Here is a 19919-nt window from a genome sequence, read left to right as displayed (position 1 = left end):
TTATAGTTTATGCATTTCTTGTAATGGTGCAGAATGGACAACAGTTTTAAATTTTACTCCACAAATAAGAGAAAAGATCATGAATTGTACAGATATTGCTAGACGTGTCTATAATCATACGTGGAAACTTGATCCAATCATCCGTTCTCTTCTTGATACAGATTTTTATAAACTTCTTATGGTGCAGATGATCTGGGGATTGTATCCAGATGTTAATGTCACTTTCTCTCTCATAAACCGCACAAAAACAATTCGCCTTGCTAATGATATTGATGAAAGTGAGTTGCGCGCTCAACTTGATCATGCTCTTGGCTTGCGCTTTACCAAAAAAGAAATGATTTGGCTTGCTGGTAATACATTTTATGGACGTAAACGAATCTTTGAACCAGAGTTTCTACAGTGGCTTGAAAAATTTCAGCTTCCAGAATATGAATTAACTCGCAAAGATGGTCAATATATTCTCCGTTTTGATGGACCATGGGCTTATAGTTCTATGTGGGAAATTCCTGCTCTTGCTATCATTAGTGAATTACGTTCACGTGCTGCTATGAAAAATCTTGGTCTTTTTGCACTTGATGTGCTTTATGCTCGTGCCAAAGCAAAAATGTGGAGCAAAATTGAACGACTAAAAAAACTGCCCGATATTAAAATATCTGACTTTGGGACTAGACGTCGGCACTCATTTTTATGGCAACGCTGGTGTGTTGAAGCTTTAAAAGAAGGAATTGGTAATTCTTTTACAGGTACTTCTAACGTCCTTCTAGCCATGGATACAGATTTAGAAGCTCTTGGTACCAATGCCCATGAATTACCAATGGTTATTTCTGCCCTTAGCAATAATGACGATGATTTACGTAAAGCGTCTTATAAAGTCTTACAAGACTGGAATCGTTATTATGGCGGTAACCTTTTAATTGTATTGCCTGATGCTTTTGGCACAGAAGCTTTTTTACGAAATGCCCCAGAATGGGTAGCAGACTGGACAGGTTTCAGGCCCGACAGTGCTCCATCTATCGAAGGAGGTGAGCGAATCATTAAATGGTGGCAAGAAAAAGGAAAAAACCCACGTGAAAAATTATTAATTTTTTCTGATGCTTTAGATATAGACACGATTGAAAAAACTTATCACCACTTTCATGGCAAAGTCCGTATGTACTTTGGATGGGGAACTAATCTTACTAATGATTTTGAAAATTGTGCGCCTAAAAATATTCCAAACCTTGAAGCCATTTCTCTTGTTTGTAAAGTCACCCATGCTAATGGCCGACCAGCTGTAAAACTTTCGGATAATCCCGAAAAAGCTATTGGCGATCCAAAAGAAATACAACGTTACTTAAATTTTTTTGGGAATGAACAACGCATTGCTAAACCTGTAAAAATTTAACCATTAACTCATTTGTATAAAAATAACTTCTGAACAATAAACTTAACCAATAAAATATTGCTTTTTAAATATAAAATAAGATCATAATCTTCATGATCCAGTCTTGCCTAATTGGAATCACACTCCCTGATACAGTAATATCTTTAATGAACGTAGCAGTCTTATAATATTCTGAAAAATCTTATAAAGTGAAGTACTATTTTGATATTCATAAATACTGAACTTTTATAAAATAACTCAAAGTAAAAACACTTCTTGTCAGTAAAATTTTTCATTTCGATCATATTTAAGAAGATGGACGTGTTATAATATAAAGAGCAATCAGCAATAAAATAACCGCAACTAATAAAATAAGCCATAAAGCTGGATGGATCATCACCAAAAATGATAAAAAACCACCCAGCATACTTATCACTGCAAAAATCTTGATAGATGTTGGAATAGCTTTTTTTTCCTCCCATTGTTTAATAGGAGAACCAAAAATTCTGTGATTACACAACCAATGGTGAAAACGTGGTGATGAACGCGTAAAACACCATGAAGCGACTAATAAAAAGGGCACTGTAGGCATAATAGGTAGAATGATACCAATAAAACCTAATACAATCATTACCCATCCTAATATAGAATAGCAAATACGGAGAGGACGAGATACCTTAAAATTTTTCTTCATTATTTGTCGCTGTTTTTTCTTGCTCAGATAACTATTATGCAAAATATTGTTACTATGAAAATTTAATACATTATCATTTCTCTACACAATAAATCAGTCAACACATTCTTAGTAGTAATTGTTTTCCAAAACAAAGAACAATCTATACAATATGATGACAATTTTAAAGTTTTCAAACAATAAAAATTAATTCTTTTAGAGAATTCCAAAATGAAAAGGCTGCATGATAAATCAATGCAGCCTTATAATTACGAATGCAGTGTTGGGAGGAGGAATACTGCACTCATTCACTAGACATTAGGAGGAAAATGACCTAGCTTCTTCTTATTTAATGAAAACACACTTTAGAAACAATATACAAAAATGCATAGCTGCTATGCGTGAGCTCCATTACATTTCTTGAACTGTACTCTGACGAAAGGAATTTGATATAAAAACAACAATAAAAATGAGTGTTAAAATTAATACAATTGTAGCCGCAGAATCAGAACCAATAAATAAGCTGAGATAAATTCCAAAAAAGCTCGAACATACTGCAATAAATACAGCAATTAACAGCATATAAAAAAAATGCTTAGTGATAAGATAAGCAATAGCACCTGGTGCGATTAACAGAGAAATAACTAAGATAATTCCAACTGCCTGCAAAGCAGAAACAATTGTCAGAGAAATCATTGTTAAAAAAGTATAATGGAGCACCGCTATTTGTAATCCTATTGCACATCCTTGAATTGAATCAAAAATGTACAACATAAAATCACGCCATTTTATACCCAAAATTGTTGTAACAATAACAGAAATTATTGTTGTTTGTGTAATATCAAGCCAATTAACACCTAAAAGATTACCAAATAAAATATGATTTAAATCCAAATCACTATATATTGCTGTTGCTAAAACAAGCCCTAAACCAAACATAGATGAAAAAACAACACCCATAACAGTATCCTGTTTAATGCGACTGTTATTCCCTAAGAAACCTGTTACAATGGCACAAATCATACCTGCTAAAAAAGCACCACAAGTAATCAAAGTCATTGTGACATTAGCAGGACGTATATCATGAAACCAAAGAAACGGCATAGAAGACAAAAATGTTATCACCCATGGGGTCGCCATATATCCAACAACTACCCCAGGAAAAACTGCGTGAGAAATTGCATCTCCTAAAAGGGCCCATCCCTTTAAAATAAGAAAACAAGAAAGCAAAGCCATTGGAACAGCCAAAATAATGGTAATGATCATACCTTTAATCATAAAAGAGAACTGAAAAGGAAGCAGCAATTGATCAATCATATATCACCACACCTTTTTGCTGCTCTCACACGTAAGCGTGTAGCGATGTAACCGTATTTAGGGGCAAAAATAAAGGCGACTATAAATAAAAACGTTTGAAAAAGCACAACAACACCACCGGTTTGTGCATTCAAAAAATAACTCATATAAACACCCAAGATACTTGTAAGGGTTCCAATCATAACTGCAATAATTAAAAGATTTACAAAACGATCACTTAAAAGATAAGCTGTTGCTCCCGGTGTAATCACAAGACAAATCACTAAAAAAGCTCCTACTGTCTGCATAGCCGCAACAGTACAAGCAGCAAGAAGTGTAAAAAAGAGAATTTTTAATAGCGTAACATTTAATCCAATAGCGCGCGCATGACTCTCATCAAATAAAAAAACCAATAAATCTTTCCATTTCATACACAATATAAAAAGGGAAACAAAACCAATACAAGCTAACTGCATAATATCTGATGAACTAACTGCTAAAATATTTCCCAGAACAATTGTATCAATATTAACAGACATTGGCCTCAGCGATTTCAGAAATAATCCAAAGGCAAAAAAGGAAGAAAAAATTAAACCAATGATTGTATCTTCTTTTAGTTTTGTTCTATTATTTAAAAATAACATTGCTGCAGCAGCAAGCCCACCAGAAAAAAAAGCTCCAAATGAAAAAGGTAATCCCAAAAGATAAGCCCCAGCAACTCCAGGTACAATCGAATGGGAAAGCGCATCACCAATCAATGACCAACCTTTTAACATTAAAAAAGCAGAGAGAAAGGCACAAACACAGCCAACTAACCCTGAAACCCACATTGCATTAATCATATATTGGTAGGTAAAAGGCTCAAGCAACCAAGCAATCATAAAATATGCTCCAGTTTCTAGTTGCAATCATGAAATAAAGCCTCATCATCATCTGTGAAAATATCATTTTTTTTTGCATATTGAAAACCAACATAATGATGTCGTAGAGAACCACCAAAAATTTGTTCAAGATTTTTTTGTGTAAACACCACTTCTGTTAATCCAGAAGCGACAACTGTTCCCTTGATTAAAATCGTACGATCACAAAATTCAGCAACGGAATTTAAATTGTGAGTAGAGACTAATATGACAGCGCCTTCTTTACGCAGATCTTGCAACAAAGCGGTAATTTTATCTTCTGTCTTGACATCAACTCCTGTAAAGGGCTCGTCTAGTAAAATAACTTTTGCTTTCTGTGCAAGAGCACGTGCCAAAAAAACGCGTTTTTTTTGTCCACCAGACAGTTCACCAATCTGGCGTTTAGCAAACGGCAACATATCAACGCGTTCTAATGCAGCACGAACAGCTTCATGATCTTGCTCTCTAGCATAACGAAAAAAATTCATATGACCATACCGTCCCATCAAAACAACATCTTCAACGAGAACAGGAAAATTCCAATCAACATCCTCATTTTGGGGAACATACGCAATAAGGTTTTGTTTTAAAGCCTTTTTAACTGATAAACCCAAAATGCAAATTTTGCCCTTTGAAGTTTTTACAAATCCCATAATAGCTTTAAATAATGTAGACTTTCCTGATCCGTTAATCCCAATCAATGCCGAAATAGAACCTACAGGACTTTCAAAACTCACTTCTCGCAAAGCTGTATAACCATTACGATAAGTCACAGTTACATCTTGGGCAGATATTCCACACCCAATCATCAGCTCCTTACCTCATCTGACAAAGCTTTAGTAATACGGGCACTTGTAATACGTAATAAATCAATATAAGTAGGAACCTCACCATCTTTATCACTTAGTGAATCTACATAAAGCACACCCCCATATTTAGCACCTGTTTCCTTTGCTACCTGCTTAGCAGGCGCAGCAGAAACAGTGCTTTCAGAAAAAACAACTGGAATATTATATTTCCGAACCATATCGATGATATGCTTAATCTGCTGTGGTGTCCCTTGCTGGTCAGCATTAATAGGCCACAAATAAAGTTCTTTCAAACCGAAATCACGCGCTAAATAACTAAATGCACCTTCACTTGTTACAAGCCAGCGTTTATCTTCTGGTATTGTTTGCAACTCAGCTTTAATTGGGTCAATGCTCAAACGAATCTTTTGTTTATAAACTTCAGCGTTTTTATTATAAATAGCGGTATTTTCAGGATCATATTTTACAAAAGCATCACGAATATTATCAACATAAATCAAGGCCGAGATTGGCGACATCCACGCATGAGGATTCGGTTTACCACTAAAAGGCCCCTCTCCAATTTTAATAGTCACAATACCTTCTGAAACGATTGCACTTGGAACATCTTTGAGATTTTGAAAAAATTTTTCAAACCAAAGCTCTAACCCCAAACCATTCCACAATATAAGATTAGCGCCTTGAGCACGCATAAGATCGCGTGGTGTAGGCTGATATTCATGAATTTCAGCACCTGGTTTGGTAATTGATTCAACATCGGCAACATCACCAGCAACATTACGAGCCATATCAGCAATGATAGTGAAAGTTGTGACAGCTTTAAATTTACCAGCACTCAAAACTGTACCGGGAATGAAAAGAATTATACCAAAAAAACATGTGATAAAAAACGCTCTCAGTTGCATTGATTTTCTCTCTATTGCTAATGATTTGCATTATCATATAAACATAACAGTTAATTCCTAACTTTGCAATAATTTTAAAACAACAACTTTTCCAGATATCTTTAAGAAAGGAAATATTGAAATATTTTTCATATCCAAGAAAACAAAAACCACCTTTGCACAATATAATAATTAATAACGCAAATATGCACCGGTTGTTTTAGTGACATTCTCAATTATTTTTAAAGCTAATTTCTCAAGATCCTCATCAGTCAAAGTTCGTTCAATAGGCTGAATAGCAACTTCAATTGCAACAGATTTTTTATCTTGACCAAGACTTGGATCTTCAAAAAGATCAAAAACCTGTACTGAATAAATAAATTTTTTATCCGCTCCACTCGCAGCACGAACAATAAGAGAAGATGCAACTTCTTTATCAACAACAAATGCGAAATCACGTCGCACTATTTGAAAAGGTGACAAATTTAAAGGAAGGCGGATCTTCGTGGTCTTTTTTTTGGGTTCTGGAATTCGATCAAGGAAAATTTCAAAACCACATATAGGACCACTCACACCTAACTTTTCCAAAGTACTAGGATGAAAAATACCAAAAAAACCAAGAATAACCTTCGATCCAAGTTTGATAACACCTGAACAACCAGGGTGATACCAATTAGGTGCTCCAACTTCAATTTGCACTTTACTGTTATCCATACCACATGCTTCTAAAACAGAGAATGCATCTGCTTTAGCATCAAAAACATCCACTGCCTTTGCATTTCCAGCCCAGAAGCGTCCAGCTCCTTCAAATTTTTCCGTACCACAACGAATACCACTAGCAACATTCTGTTGCTTATCAGGTGTGTCACCTTGATAAATATTAGAAACTTCAAACAAAGCAAAATCTAAAAAACCACGATCAATATTTCGCTGTGCAGCAACAAGTAAACCGGGTAAAAGAGAAGGACGCATTACTGACATATCAGAAGCAATAGGATTCACTAATTTAAGCTGTTCCTGGCCACCCCCAAAAGCTAATGCTTGATTTTCAGAAATAAATGACCAAGTTACAGCTTCCATCATACCTCGATACGCTAAAATCCTACGAGCAGCGTATGAACAAATCTGCAAAAATGTAAACGTTTTCCGCTTAACCTCAGCAAAATTTTCCAACGGTATAGGCTGAATCTTATCTAATCCATAAATCCGCATAATTTCTTCTACTAAATCAGCCTTACCAACAATATCAGGGCGCCAGGTTGGTACTTTAACCGTAACTACATTCTCTTGTCCTTCAATGACAAATCCAAGCTGTATCAAAAGAGTAAAAGCTTGCTCTGGTTCTATCTCCAAATTGGTTAAACGTTTAATTTCCGAAAATGGAAAAACGATCTCTTTGATTTCTGGCTTTTTATATCCTATGACTTGTGTCGTTGATGCTTCACCACCACAAAGACGCAAAACTAATTCTATAGCAATCTCAAGACCTGATTCCATAAAAGCCGGATCAACACCCCGCTCAAACCGGTAACGTGCATCACTAATAAGTCCCAATGAACGCCCAGTTTGCGCAATATTCTTTGAATCCCAAAGCGCTGATTCAATAATAACACGACGTGTCTTTTCATCACAGCTTGTTCTTTCTCCACCCATAATACCAGCGATGGCAATAACACCCTCTTCATCTGCAATAACACAATTTTCAAAACCTAAACTGTAAACTTTACCATTTAATGCTTGAAATTGTTCACCCTCACGACCACGACGTACAACCAATGTCCCTTTCACCTTATCCGCGTCAAAAGCATGAAGGGGACGACCAAGATCAAAACTAATATAATTTGTTACATCAACCAGAACATTCATTGATCGCAAACCAATAGCATTCAAACGCTGTTGCATCCATTGTGGCGACATACCATTTTGTACATTGCGAACTTCACACCAAGAAAAACCTAGGCACAATGATAAGTCCTGCGGATAATCCAAAGAAACTTGGACTAACGTTTCAAAAGAAGAAGATAATTGTGGCAAAGATAATTTTTTTAATTTTCCAATTCCAGTTGCAGCTAAATCACGTGCAATTCCTCTAACACCTGTACAATCAGAACGATTAGGTGTTAAACCAATATCAATCACTGGATCATCTAATCCTGCATAAGTTACAAATGACATTCCAATGGGTGCATCTTTGGAAAGTTCAATAATCCCACAATCCTCATTGGATAAGCCAAGCTCTGCTTGTGAGCACATCATACCAAAACTTTCAACACCACGAATTTTTCCTACAGATAACGTCACATCAAGTCCAGGAACATAAGTGCCTGGCAACGCAAGAACACCAACAAGTCCAGGACGTGCATTTGATGCACCACAGACAACCTGAATATGCGGACCAGATCCTATATCTACTGACAAAACCTGTAATTTATCCGCATCAGGATGTTTAATAGCGGTTAAAATTTTTGCAATTACAAAACCAGTTAAACAAGAACGATCTTCAACATGATCAACCTCAAGGCCAATAGCTGTCAGTTTATCACAAATTTCATCCAAAGACGCATTTGTTTCTAAGTGATCCTTTAACCAGGACAACGTAAATTTCATTTTCAAACCTCACATGACAACTGTTATAAGATCACACATTGTTCAAACCAGAAAATAAAAGAGAAATGTCAAAACAGCGAAAACCGTAATGATTTAACCAACGAATATCAGCATCAAAAAAAGCTCGCAAATCAGGCATACCATATTTTAACATAGCAATACGATCAATGCCCATTCCCCATGCAAAGCCTTGATATTCATCAGGATCAAAACCAGCATTCTTCAAAACATGAGGATGCACCATTCCACATCCTAAAATTTCTAACCAATCACGACCCTCACCAAATTTTACTTCCAAACCAGAACGATCACACTGAATATCCACTTCCATAGAAGGCTCAGTAAAAGGAAAGAAAGAAGGACGAAAACGCATCTTTACCGAAGGTACTTCAAAAAAAGATTTACAAAAAGTTTCATGAAGCCACATCATATGTGCAATATTAGAAACTTTATCAATCACTAATCCTTCCACCTGATGAAACATTGGTGAGTGAGTTGCATCAGAATCCATACGATAAGTTTTTCCAGGAATAATGATACGTATCGGAGCTTGTTTCTTTTCCATCACACGAATTTGTACCGGCGATGTATGTGTGCGTAACAATTTTCGATTTCCCATTTCATCAACATCAAAAAAGAAAGTATCATGCATTTCACGCGCTGGATGACCTTCAGGAAAATTTAACGCAGTAAAATTATAATAATCGGTTTCAATATCTGGCCCTTCTGCAATAGAAAAACCCATACCCATATAAATAGCTACGATTTCATCAATCACCTGCGAGATAGGATGAATACGACCCCGCTCTATGGGTGATGAACGAACAGGTAAAGTTACATCAACGGTTTCGTTAGACAGGCGTATAGTCATTGCTTGATGCTTGAGAGCATCACGTCTTTGCATCCATAACTCTAAAACGCGTTTTTTTAACCCATTAAGTACTGGACCTACTTTACGCCGTTCATCAGCACTCATCTTGCCTAATGCTTTTAATTTTTCAGAAATGCTTCCCTTCTTCCCTAATGCCCCAATACGCACTGCCTCAAGTGCTTGTTCATCATTCGCTGTTTTCAAAGCAAAACAAATTTCTTGTTCTAAATGCTCAATATCGTTATTGTTCATAATCTCTGCCTATTTTTCAATAAAAAAAACCGCACCAGTAATAACCAGCGCGGAACCCCGAATAATGAATACCTAAAGAGAACGTAGATGGCTACTTGACAGCTCTTTCAAAAGCATTAGGTGTTGTATCTTTCAAATATTCTAAAGATTTCTTTGCAGAGGCCACCAAAGAAGTAAATACTGCTGGATCATAAATAGCTATATCAGAGAGAATCTTACGATCTATCTCAATACCAGCCTTTGATAGACCATCAATAAAACGCCCATAAGTCAAGCCCTCTATACGAACAGCAGCATTAATTCTTTGAATCCACAAAGCACGAAAAGTACGTTTTCTGTTTTTACGATCACGATAAGCATATTGCTTCGAACGGTCAACTGCTGCTTTAGCTGCACGAATAGTATTTTTACGACGACCATAAAAACCTTCAGCCTGTTTGAGAACTTTCTTGTGCTTAGCATGAGCTACAACACCTCTTTTTACACGTGCCATGAATAATCTCCTACAAAATCAAAGCAAAGCTCAAAGGCCATTTGGTAAATAACACTGAATAACTTTTTTAGCATCTGGTTCAGCTAACACCATCATTCCACGTGCATCACGAATAAACTTATTAGAACGTTTAATCATACCATGCCGTTTACCTGCAGCAGCTGCTTTAACTTTACCTGTTGCAGTGACTTTAAATCGCTTTTTAGCAGATGATTTTGTCTTCATTTTGGGCATTTCGCTACTCCATACGTTATACGTTAAATTCGATCAAGCTGACCAAAGCTCGAGTAAACATTTGAACAGCCACGGCATGCCCTGCCGGGCAGTTCACATTACATTTTCATAAGCCAGTATACATAAAATAGCAAGTCCGTGTTAAAAAAAAACTGGAGCCCCATTGCCTTTAACTTCAACTAAAGGCGCTGGAACCGCATTCGTTTTGATTGTTGCTTTGCAGAGATCTGCAATGATACACTGTACGCATTCTACTTTACGCGCTTTGCAAATATAACGTCCATGTAAAATAAGCCAATGATGTGCATACTGTAGATAACAATCTGGAATAATTTTTACTAATTTTTCTTCGACCTCTCCCGGTGTTTTTCCTGATGCGAAACCAAGACGATTTCCAAGACGAAAAATATGTGTATCCACTGCCATAGTAGGCTGTCCAAAAGCAATGTTCAAAATAACATTAGCAGTTTTACGTCCTACACCAGGGAGCGTCATAAGTTCTTCACGACTATCAGGAACTTGTCCACCATATTGATCAATCAAACGACAACAAAGCGCATAAACATTATGCGCTTTTGCACGCCAAAGACCAATCGCACGGATATGATGTGCAATTCCTTCTTTTCCTAATATAATCATTTTTTCTGGTCGATCAGCAAGGCAAAACAATTTTTTTGTAACTTTGTTAACGCTGGCATCCGTAGTTTGAGCAGAAAGAACAACCGCAACCAAAAGAGTGAAAACATTGGTATAATTAAGATCACTCTTAGGTGTAGGACGCTGAATGGAAAAACGACGAAATATTTCTGCAATTTCATCCACTCCATAAATTATCTTGGTATCTTTGCACACCTTTAATGATTTAATCACTTTTTCAGTCATTATACTCTGTTAGATCTTCTTTTTCGAAGTTTTTGTTTAATTTCGCTAAATGGCTACTTTGTAAAATTACCAAAATGATATATATTATATATTATATTCTTTTCTTTTTAAATTTGAGATAATCAAAAAAACATTACAATATATCCGTAAAGTTGATTGTTTTCATTAAAGTAGTTTAAAATTGTATAGAGGTTGCACTGCTTCATGTCTTTTGTCTGTTATTAAATTTAAGATCAGTGATCTCAATTAAAGGCAATCAGCTGATCGCTCAGTGAAATACGAAAAGAATTAAAAATATCAGTATTTATGTTATAGTATGGTCTCTAGTCCAATTTCAATATATCTTCTTTTAGCTAAGAATAATCCATATAACAAATGCTGAGTTGAAAAATTGTCTTTTATCTATTAATCTTTAACAATCGCAATTAAAACCAACACCAATAGTAATCAAAGTAATAGAAGGTAACGAATAAAGGATCAATACCATGAAAGAGCGTAAACAAATCTTATCGTTACAAAATACGGTCTTTCCTGATGCGCGACAAATTGCCTATTTAAAAGAAGTTTGTACGGATGATCTAGCCAAAAATTTTCCAGATCTTCCCCCCATGATCCCGGGTATTACAATATGGGCTCTCTTCGGAGAAACAGGTCACCCAATTATTTTATCTGATGAACGTTCTATAGCCCTTGCAGGCGCTAATGAGCATGAACTACAAATTGTGACACTTCAATAGACCGGTTAAAAATCCTGAATAATTCCTAAAAAACAGGCCGAAATTTGGTAAAATTGTGCTATATATTTTATATAAGCAAACACAGCAAAGAAATATTATTCTAAAACTTAGAAATAGGGATTAGAAGCAATTTATATCCACACTCTCAGCCAATTACTACAATAGGTTTGATAAACAGAATCTCATAGCGCTTTTAGCGCCGCCTGCATGCTTTTAATTGCTGATTATAAAGTCTAGATAGCGCTTCCACATGTTGTGCTTTTTTTGCAATATCAGCAGACGAAGGACCTTGGTGACGCGCATAAGCACCATGTCCCATATGGTAATTTAAATAGAGATTATATGCATCATTTGGACTAACGCTATTACGTCGAACACTTTGACGATGATACCAAGCAATAAAATCCGCTGCATCCGCAAAATTGGTACGCCACGCAAAAATTTTTCCTGTAGAACGAACATAATTGTCCCATGTGCTATCAATCGCTTGAGAATAACCATAGGCCGTCGAACGACGCTTCCATGGAATAAAGCCGAGAAGTTTTTTACGTGGAGGACGTGCATTATGACGAAAACCTGATTCTACATGAATAGTTGCAAGAATAATAGGCATAGGAATTCCGTGAAGTAATTCCGCATTTTTAGCAGCCTTTCTCCAATTATTAAAAAAACTATCTTTTTGAGCTAAAATAGCACAAGCGTTATTAATATGCGCAGGAGGTTTTGTAGAACAACTTCCTAATAGAAATACACACCCACCTAACAAAAAAAAGCGCCATATCACTTGTTCTTCCTAACTCTAAAAATTAAATGGAACATTATTAAAAACTTTTATTAATTTATAAATAAAAAAAATCAATATGGTATTTTGATACCTTTCTTTTACTCCTTATCATCTAGGGGCGGAGTTTGTGACTGAGCATGTATTGCTGTTGGCTCCGATATAGAATCGTTTTCTTTTAATTCAAAAGCTTCAATGCGATTAGCTCGCTTCATAATTTTAGAAGATGATGTCAAAATTGCTTCGATATCTTCACTCGTTTTATAAAAATGTTTCTGTAAAGCGCGAACACGTATATCCATTCGTTCAAAATCTTCCATTAATTTTACTACTTCTGATTGGATTAAATGCGCTTGTTCACGCATCCTTGCGTCTTTCATAATAGTTTGCACAACTTGAACAGATAACATTAATAAAGAAGGTGATACAATAATCACATGCGCTCGATTAGCTTTTTGCACTAATGACTCAAATTCCTCATAGATTGTGGCAAAAATCGATTCTGATGGCACAAAAAGAAAAGCTGTATCATGTGTTTCTCCAGGAATTAAATATTTTTTCGTAATATCGCGAATATGAACATCCATATCATGATGAAATTGGCGTTCAGCTTCCTGACGTTCTCTAGATGATGATGCCTCACGCATTGCATTCCAAGCCTCTAAAGGAAATTTAGCATCAATAACAAGAGATGGTGCCTTATTAGGCATATAAATAATACAATCTGGTCGTTTTCCATTTGAAAGAATAGCTTGAAAAACGTAAGCATTAGATGGTAAAGCATCAGAAATAATTGCTTCCATCCGTCCCTGTCCAAAAATACCTCGTGTTTGCTTATTGTTTAAAATAGCTTGTAATTGAACAACCTGTCCAGTAAGCGATTGAATATTATTTTGTGCTGCATCTATCACTGCCAAACGCTCTTGTAAACGAGTCAAGTTTTCATAAGTAGACTTAGTCTGCACCTGAAGAGTTTGTCCTAAATTGGTTCTCATCCCATTAAGTTGTTCACAAATAGATTGATTCAATTCAAATTGCCTTTGACCAAAAATTTCTGCCATTGTTTGCATACGTCCTTGCATTTCAACTTGTGTTTGCAACAATGTAGCCATCTGCATTTGTGCCTCGCGAGCACGTTCAACTACTTCACGTTCCAAAATGGCTCTTTTCCGGTTATTATGCATAATGATTAAAAGCACTACACAAACTAGAACAAAGAAAACCACTAGTTGACTATAGTGCCTACCAAAGGGCATTATTAAAAAAAGCGAATCGAACATAAGGATAATATAATGTTTTTATCGCAAAAAAATACATGCACTTATTCAGTTTCAATACTTGCCTTTATAAATTAAGCATCGATTTACAAAACTATTCGTTATGTCAATAAAGCCTTTAGTTATTTTACCTGATCCTATTTTACGTGAAGTTTCAAAACCAGTTGAACATATTGATCCAATTATTCAAAAATTAGCTGATGATATGCTAGAAACTATGTATAATGCTCAAGGTATTGGACTTGCAGCTGTTCAAGTTGGTATACCATTGCGGATGTTAGTTGTAGATATCTCCCCCAAAAATGCTTCTAAAAATCCGCTTGTTGTTATTAATCCAGAAATTTTATGGATATCAGATGAACGTAGCGTTTATCAAGAAGGTTGCCTTTCTATTCCTGAATATTTTGCAGAAGTTGAACGTCCCAAATGCCTCCGTATTTGCTATAAAAATCGTGAAGGAGAACAAACAGAAATCGAAGCAAATGATCTTTTAGCTACTTGCTTGCAACATGAAATTGATCACTTGAATGGTTATCTTTTTATTGACCACATTTCAAAAACCAAACGTAATATGGTAATACGAAAATTCAAAAAACGTGCAAAAAAGCAAAGTAGATAGAAAGCAGCTTCATAATGGCATTACGATTAAGTTTTATGGGAACACCGAATTTTTCTGTACCCATCTTGCATGCTTTATTAGAAGCTGGTCATGATATTGTAGCAGTTTATAGCCAACCTCCTCGTCCAGCAGGACGGCGTGGTCTCAAATTGTCCCCTTCTCCTGTTCAAATTGCAGCACAAAATAAATCGATTCCTGTTTTTACTCCTCAAACTCTCAAAACAGCTGAAGAGCAAATCCAATTTGCGGAACTTTCTGTTGATGTTGCTGTTGTTGTTGCTTATGGATTATTATTGCCCAAACCCATTCTTGAATCACCACGCTTTGGTTGTTTTAATGTTCATGCTTCACTGTTACCACGCTGGCGTGGCGCTGCACCTATTCAACGTGCAATTATGGCTGATGACCAAGAAACAGGAATAGTGATTATGAAAATGGATGAAGGATTAGACACAGGACCTATTGCCTTATCACATTCAGTTGCTATCACTGATAACATGACAGCTTATGAACTTTCAGAAAAACTATCACATGTAGGAGCAAAACTTATCGTAGAAACTTTATCAGCTCTCGAAAAAAATCAACTGAAACTTATTCCACAATCGTCAAAAGGAGCGACCTATGCTGTTAAAATCAGAAAAGAAGAAACTCAAATTGATTGGACGAAGTCTGCCAAATCCATTCATAAACACATCTGCGCTCTTTCTCCTACTCCTGGTTGTTGGTGCAACATGAATATCAATGGCAAACAAGAACGAGTAAAAATTCTTGGAAGTCACTTAATAGAAAAGAGTTCCCTAGAAATTAGGCGAATCGAACCAGAGCAATTAATTGTTCATTGTGGACAAGGATGTATAGAAATAACTCATCTCCAAAGATCCGGTGGAAAACTTCTTGATCGCGCAACATTTTTGCGAGGAGCTAATATTTCTGCAGTTTTCTAATATGCCACGTTTTAAACTTACTCTTGAATATGATGGCTCTAATTATGCTGGCTGGCAACGCCAGAAAAGTCTTCGCACAATACAAGGTTCCATTGAAAAAGCTATTTTTCACTTTAGCGGACAAAAACTAACCATCACTACAGCTGGAAGAACGGATGCTGGAGTCCATGCTATGGGACAAGTTGCTCATATTGATTTTGAGAAACATTGGAATACGCATATTGTACGTGATGCACTCAATGCTCATTTGCGGAAACAAGGCGAAGATATTGTTGTTCTAAATGTTCAGAATGTTCCTGATAACTTTGATGCGCGATTTTGTGCCACTAAACGGCACTATCTTTTTAAAATTCTCAATCGCCGTTCACCACCAGCTCTCAATGCTAAGCGTGTTTGGTGGTTGCCAAAACCACTAGACGCTGATGCTATGCATAAAGCAGCTCAAAAACTTGTAGGACAACATGATTTTACAACTTTCCGATCGGCTCATTGCCAAGCCAAAAGTCCTGTCCGTACCCTTGAGCGCTTGGATATCCAAAGAGAAGGAGAAGAAATTTTCCTTTATGCACAAGCTCGTTCTTTTCTTCATCATCAAATCCGTTCATTTGCAGGAAGCCTGATGGAAGTTGGTATTGGACGCTGGACAGCTGAAGATCTCGAAGCAGCTCTTCATGCGAAAAATCGCGCCCGTTGTGGTGTAGTAGCACCCCCCTCAGGCCTTTATCTGATAAAAGTTGACTATTAGTTGCTCTGTTAAAATTGTTTTCACAAAATATTCTTAACAATTAGAAACTTCATAAAAAAATTTAGAGATTGTTATCAATGAAGATCAGGTAACGAGTTGAGAAACCATCACATTATAATAAAAAGAAAATTCATAATTTAAAAAACTAACATTTTTCTCCAGTAGTATTTTTATTTATCTTTTTAAAAGGTTTTTGAAAGTCTGTAATTGGTCTTTGCGTTTTGTATTATTCTTTGCTAAATCGCCTTGTATGACAATAGATCGCAATTATATTCGTAATTTCTCCATTGTAGCTCATATCGACCACGGAAAATCGACTTTGGCTGATCGTTTAATCCAAATGACAGGTGGCCTTGAAACAAGGGAAATGAAAGAACAAGTGCTTGATTCTATGGATATTGAGCGCGAACGTGGAATCACTATTAAAGCTCAAACGGTACGTCTATGCTATAAAGCAAAAAATGGTGAAACTTATATTTTAAATCTTATTGATACACCTGGCCATGTTGATTTTGCTTACGAAGTATCGCGTTCATTGGCAGCTTGTGAAGGATCGCTCTTAGTGGTAGATGCGAGTCAAGGAGTAGAAGCACAAACATTAGCAAATGTTTACCAAGCTATTGATAATTCTCATGAATTAGTTGTAGTGCTTAATAAAGTAGATCTTCCAGCCGCAGAGCCTGAACGTGTGAAAGAGCAAATTGAAGATGTGATTGGTATTGATACGTCTATGGCAGTGGAAATATCAGCGAAAACAGGTTTAGGCATTTCTGACGTTTTGGAAAAAATTATTACGCAATTACCACCACCACATACTGGTAATGTTATAGATCCTTTAAAAGTAATGCTGGTTGACAGTTGGTACGATGCTTATCTTGGTGTTATCGTTCTGGTGAGAGTGATTGATGGTGTTTTAAAAAAAGGTCAGACCATTCGTATGATGGGAACAGGAGCAAAATATCCCGTTGAACGAGTTGGAGTGTTTACTCCCAAAATGGTCCCAGTTGACGAGTTAGGCCCAGGGGAAATTGGCTTTATAACAGCTTCTATAAAAGAGGTTGCGGATACACGAGTAGGGGATACTATTACTGAAGATCGCCGACCTTGTGAAGAGGTACTGCCTGGTTTTAAGCCTGCTCAACCAGTTGTTTTTTGTGGTATTTTTCCAGTTGATGCAGCCGATTTTGAAAATTTACGCACAGCTATGAGTAAATTACGTTTAAATGACGCAAGCTTTTCTTTTGAGATGGAAACATCAGCTGCTTTAGGCTTTGGCTTTCGTTGTGGCTTTTTAGGACTTCTGCATCTTGAAATTATTCAAGAAAGGCTAGAACGCGAATTTAATTTAGATTTAATCGCAACTGCACCTTCTGTTATTTATCGCATGAATATGACTGACGGTTCTGTTAAGGAATTACATAATCCAGCGGATATGCCTGACATTATTAAAGTTATTTCTATTGAAGAACCATGGATTCGGGCAACAATCATGACGCCTGATAATTATCTTGGAGCTATTTTAGAACTTTGTCAAGAACGGCGTGGAGTGCAAACGGGTTTATCTTATGTTGGTACACGGTCTATGGTAACTTATGATTTACCTTTGAATGAAGTGATTTTTGATTTTTATGATCGTTTGAAATCCATCTCAAAAGGATATGCCTCTTTTGATTATCAAGTAACTGATTATTCTGAAGGTGATTTGGTTAAAATGTCCATTTTGGTCAATGGAGAATCTATTGACGCCTTATCGATGCTTGTGCACCGTAGCATAGCTGAAAAACGTGGGCGTTCTATGTGTGAAAAACTTAAAGATCTAATTCCTCAACATATGTTTCAGATTCCAATTCAAGCAGCAATTGGCGGGAAAATTATTGCTCGTGAAACAATTCGCGCTTTACGAAAAGACGTCACAGCGAAGTGTTATGGTGGTGATATTACCCGTAAACGTAAACTGCTTGAAAAACAAAAAGCAGGTAAAAAACGGATGCGTCAATTTGGAAAAGTAGAAATTCCCCAATCAGCCTTTATTCAAGCACTTAAAATGAGTAAATAACTCTGTTTTTTCTTTTTATTGATTTCATTATCAATAAATAATTTTTGAGAAATGCTTTTAATCACGCAATAAATTATTAATTGATGTTTTTTCTCGTGTTTTTTTATCAACGCGTTTAATGATTACGGCACAATAAAGATTGGGGCCCATTTCACCATTTGGCAGTGGTTTCCCACAATACGAACCTGGAACAACAACTGAGTAAGCAGGGACTTCACCGATAAAAACTTCACCTGTTGTACGATCAATAATTTTAGTGGACTTTCCAATAAAAACTCCCATGCCTAAAACAGCACCTTCACGTATAATACACCCCTCAACAATTTCAGAGCGTGCACCAATAAAACAATGATCTTCAATAATTGTCGGACCTTCTTGTAGTGGTTCTAAAACGCCTCCGATACCTACACCACCAGACAGATGGACATATTGACCAATTTGTGCGCATGAACCAACAGATGCCCATGTATCAACCATCGTCCCTTCTCCCACATAGGCACCAATATTAACAAAAGAAGGCATTAATATCACACGAGGAGCAATATAAGCGGAATGACGTACAATTGCTCCTGGAACTGAGCGAAAATTTGCTTCTTTAAAATCAACTTCTTGCCAACCAGAAAATTTTGAAGGTATTTTATCCCACCAATGTGATTCATTTGCACCACCAGAAATGATACACATAGAATGAAGTCGAAAAGACAAAAGAACAGCCTTTTTTAACCATTGATGAACATACCATTGACCATTATCTTGACGTTGAGCTACACGAATCTCACCTTTATCGAGAAGATTCAATATGTACTCAACACTCTCACGAATTTCACCCTTTGTATTAGAATTGATGAAATCTCGATTATTAAAAGCTTTTTCAATAATTTCTTCAAGTTGTATGAGATTAGTCATTACCAAAGACCCGTTTAAAAAATCAAAAGCGCCAAGATTTATCCTTGATGATTTACGTTACGTGAAGAAATATATGCAGTCAATAAAATGACGAAAAAAGAATACAAGATAGCTCTCTAAGAGAAAATTATAAAAAATAAAAAACACTAAAAATATTTCTACGTTTATGCTTACATTATTTTTCTAGGTCTCAATATCTTAAATTTTTTGCTATTTTAATCTGGAACGATGAAAATAGATCAGCTTATTTTCTTGATATACTTATATTTTACACTGTAATCAATAATACCAAACATCCAGCCAATAACCCCAACAGAAACACATATAGTTGCAAAAAGCTGTATTGTCATATCCGTCATCATAGTAATAATAGTATTTAAAATACAATATCTAGTCCATTACATAAGCTAATGCTTATAATTAATTTAAATGATCTGTATGCTAATTATGTTTCAAATTCATATCAAACAATGTAGACAATAATAATCGGTTTAAATCGCATTCACCCAATCCTTATTGTTTTTATATCCTATAAATTTTTTATGCATCTCTGCTTTTCTCCTAATTCTCAAGAGAAAGTTTCAACAGTAT

19 protein-coding genes are annotated in these 19919 nt (G+C 36.0%); 6 read left to right on the top strand and 13 right to left on the bottom strand.

Annotated elements, in window-relative coordinates; translation table 11 throughout:
• Positions 1–79: 79 nt before the first annotated feature.
• Positions 80–1384: a nicotinate phosphoribosyltransferase gene (gene pncB, locus M4Z11_RS05845; RefSeq protein ID WP_249677483.1), complete on the top strand. Its 1305-nt coding sequence runs from the start codon at positions 80–82 to the stop codon at positions 1382–1384.
• A 286-nt stretch (positions 1385–1670) separates the two neighbouring features.
• On the opposite strand, the gene M4Z11_RS05840 is transcribed toward pncB, so the two are convergent.
• The 10 genes from M4Z11_RS05840 to nth form a co-directional block, all read right to left on the bottom strand.
• Positions 1671–2057, bottom strand: coding sequence for a YbaN family protein (locus M4Z11_RS05840; protein ID WP_249677481.1), 387 nt, complete (start codon positions 2055–2057; stop codon positions 1671–1673).
• A gap of 390 nt (positions 2058–2447) precedes the next feature.
• Positions 2448–3353: a metal ABC transporter permease gene (locus M4Z11_RS05835; RefSeq protein WP_249677480.1), complete on the bottom strand. Its 906-nt coding sequence runs from the start codon at positions 3351–3353 to the stop codon at positions 2448–2450.
• Positions 3350–4213, bottom strand: coding sequence for a metal ABC transporter permease (locus tag M4Z11_RS05830; protein WP_249677478.1), 864 nt, complete (start codon positions 4211–4213; stop codon positions 3350–3352). The genes M4Z11_RS05835 and M4Z11_RS05830 overlap by 4 nt, the downstream gene beginning before the upstream one ends.
• Positions 4214–4230: 17 nt before the next feature.
• Positions 4231–5040 carry a manganese/iron ABC transporter ATP-binding protein gene (locus M4Z11_RS05825; protein ID WP_249677476.1) on the bottom strand — a complete coding sequence of 270 codons (810 nt, stop codon included), beginning with the start codon at positions 5038–5040 and terminating at the stop codon, positions 4231–4233.
• Positions 5040–5945 (bottom strand): metal ABC transporter substrate-binding protein, encoded by a 906-nt coding sequence (locus M4Z11_RS05820; RefSeq protein WP_249677474.1) that lies wholly within the window; start codon positions 5943–5945, stop codon positions 5040–5042. Before M4Z11_RS05820 ends, M4Z11_RS05825 begins: the two co-directional genes overlap by 1 nt.
• A 171-nt stretch (positions 5946–6116) precedes the next feature.
• Positions 6117–8531, bottom strand: coding sequence for a phenylalanine--tRNA ligase subunit beta (gene pheT, locus M4Z11_RS05815; RefSeq protein ID WP_249677472.1), 2415 nt, complete (start codon positions 8529–8531; stop codon positions 6117–6119).
• A gap of 31 nt (positions 8532–8562) precedes the next feature.
• Positions 8563–9654: a phenylalanine--tRNA ligase subunit alpha gene (gene pheS, locus M4Z11_RS05810; RefSeq protein WP_249677470.1), complete on the bottom strand. Its 1092-nt coding sequence runs from the start codon at positions 9652–9654 to the stop codon at positions 8563–8565.
• A 91-nt stretch (positions 9655–9745) separates the two neighbouring features.
• The gene (gene rplT, locus M4Z11_RS05805; protein ID WP_249677468.1) at positions 9746–10147 is read right to left on the bottom strand and encodes a 50S ribosomal protein L20; all 402 of its coding nucleotides are present in this window, start codon (positions 10145–10147) and stop codon (positions 9746–9748) included.
• Between the two features lie 30 nt (positions 10148–10177).
• On the bottom strand, positions 10178–10381 hold the full coding sequence (gene rpmI / locus M4Z11_RS05800; RefSeq protein ID WP_035005477.1) for a 50S ribosomal protein L35: 204 nt from the start codon (positions 10379–10381) through the stop codon (positions 10178–10180).
• 141 nt (positions 10382–10522) lie between these two features.
• Positions 10523–11263: an endonuclease III gene (gene nth / locus M4Z11_RS05795; RefSeq protein ID WP_249677466.1), complete on the bottom strand. Its 741-nt coding sequence runs from the start codon at positions 11261–11263 to the stop codon at positions 10523–10525.
• 485 nt (positions 11264–11748) lie between these two features.
• Here nth and M4Z11_RS05790 point away from each other — a divergent pair, with 485 nt between their 5' ends.
• Positions 11749–12000, top strand: coding sequence for a BQ00720 family protein (locus tag M4Z11_RS05790; protein WP_249677464.1), 252 nt, complete (start codon positions 11749–11751; stop codon positions 11998–12000).
• 193 nt (positions 12001–12193) lie between these two features.
• Here M4Z11_RS05790 and M4Z11_RS05785 read toward each other — a convergent pair whose 3' ends face one another.
• Together M4Z11_RS05785 and M4Z11_RS05780 are read right to left on the bottom strand one after the other, a co-directional pair.
• A complete protein-coding gene (locus M4Z11_RS05785; RefSeq protein WP_409337887.1) occupies positions 12194–12781 on the bottom strand; it encodes a transglycosylase SLT domain-containing protein in 588 nt (195 codons plus the stop codon).
• A gap of 101 nt (positions 12782–12882) precedes the next feature.
• Positions 12883–14061, bottom strand: coding sequence for a DNA recombination protein RmuC (locus tag M4Z11_RS05780; RefSeq protein WP_249677461.1), 1179 nt, complete (start codon positions 14059–14061; stop codon positions 12883–12885).
• 100 nt (positions 14062–14161) lie between these two features.
• Between M4Z11_RS05780 and def the strand changes: the two genes are divergently transcribed.
• From def to lepA, 4 genes are all read left to right on the top strand, one after another.
• Positions 14162–14677 (top strand): peptide deformylase, encoded by a 516-nt coding sequence (gene def / locus M4Z11_RS05775; RefSeq protein ID WP_249677459.1) that lies wholly within the window; start codon positions 14162–14164, stop codon positions 14675–14677.
• Positions 14678–14691: 14 nt separating this feature from the next.
• Complete coding sequence (fmt, locus tag M4Z11_RS05770; RefSeq protein WP_249677457.1) at positions 14692–15621, top strand: methionyl-tRNA formyltransferase; 930 nt, start codon at positions 14692–14694, stop codon at positions 15619–15621.
• 1 nt (position 15622) lies between these two features.
• Positions 15623–16366, top strand: coding sequence for a tRNA pseudouridine(38-40) synthase TruA (gene truA, locus M4Z11_RS05765; RefSeq protein ID WP_249677456.1), 744 nt, complete (start codon positions 15623–15625; stop codon positions 16364–16366).
• A gap of 250 nt (positions 16367–16616) precedes the next feature.
• A complete protein-coding gene (gene lepA / locus M4Z11_RS05760) occupies positions 16617–18422 on the top strand; it encodes a translation elongation factor 4 (RefSeq protein ID WP_249677454.1) in 1806 nt (601 codons plus the stop codon).
• 57 nt (positions 18423–18479) lie between these two features.
• Here lepA and dapD read toward each other — a convergent pair whose 3' ends face one another.
• The gene (gene dapD, locus M4Z11_RS05755) at positions 18480–19328 is read right to left on the bottom strand and encodes a 2,3,4,5-tetrahydropyridine-2,6-dicarboxylate N-succinyltransferase (protein ID WP_249677452.1); all 849 of its coding nucleotides are present in this window, start codon (positions 19326–19328) and stop codon (positions 18480–18482) included.
• Positions 19329–19919: the final 591 nt, after the last annotated feature.

The organism is Bartonella bilalgolemi (assembly GCF_023500045.1).
In the GTDB taxonomy this organism is placed as follows: domain Bacteria; phylum Pseudomonadota; class Alphaproteobacteria; order Rhizobiales; family Rhizobiaceae; genus Bartonella; species Bartonella bilalgolemii.
The sequence above is the reverse complement of the archived record's forward strand: the minus strand, read 5'-3'. Positions and strand labels throughout refer to the sequence as shown.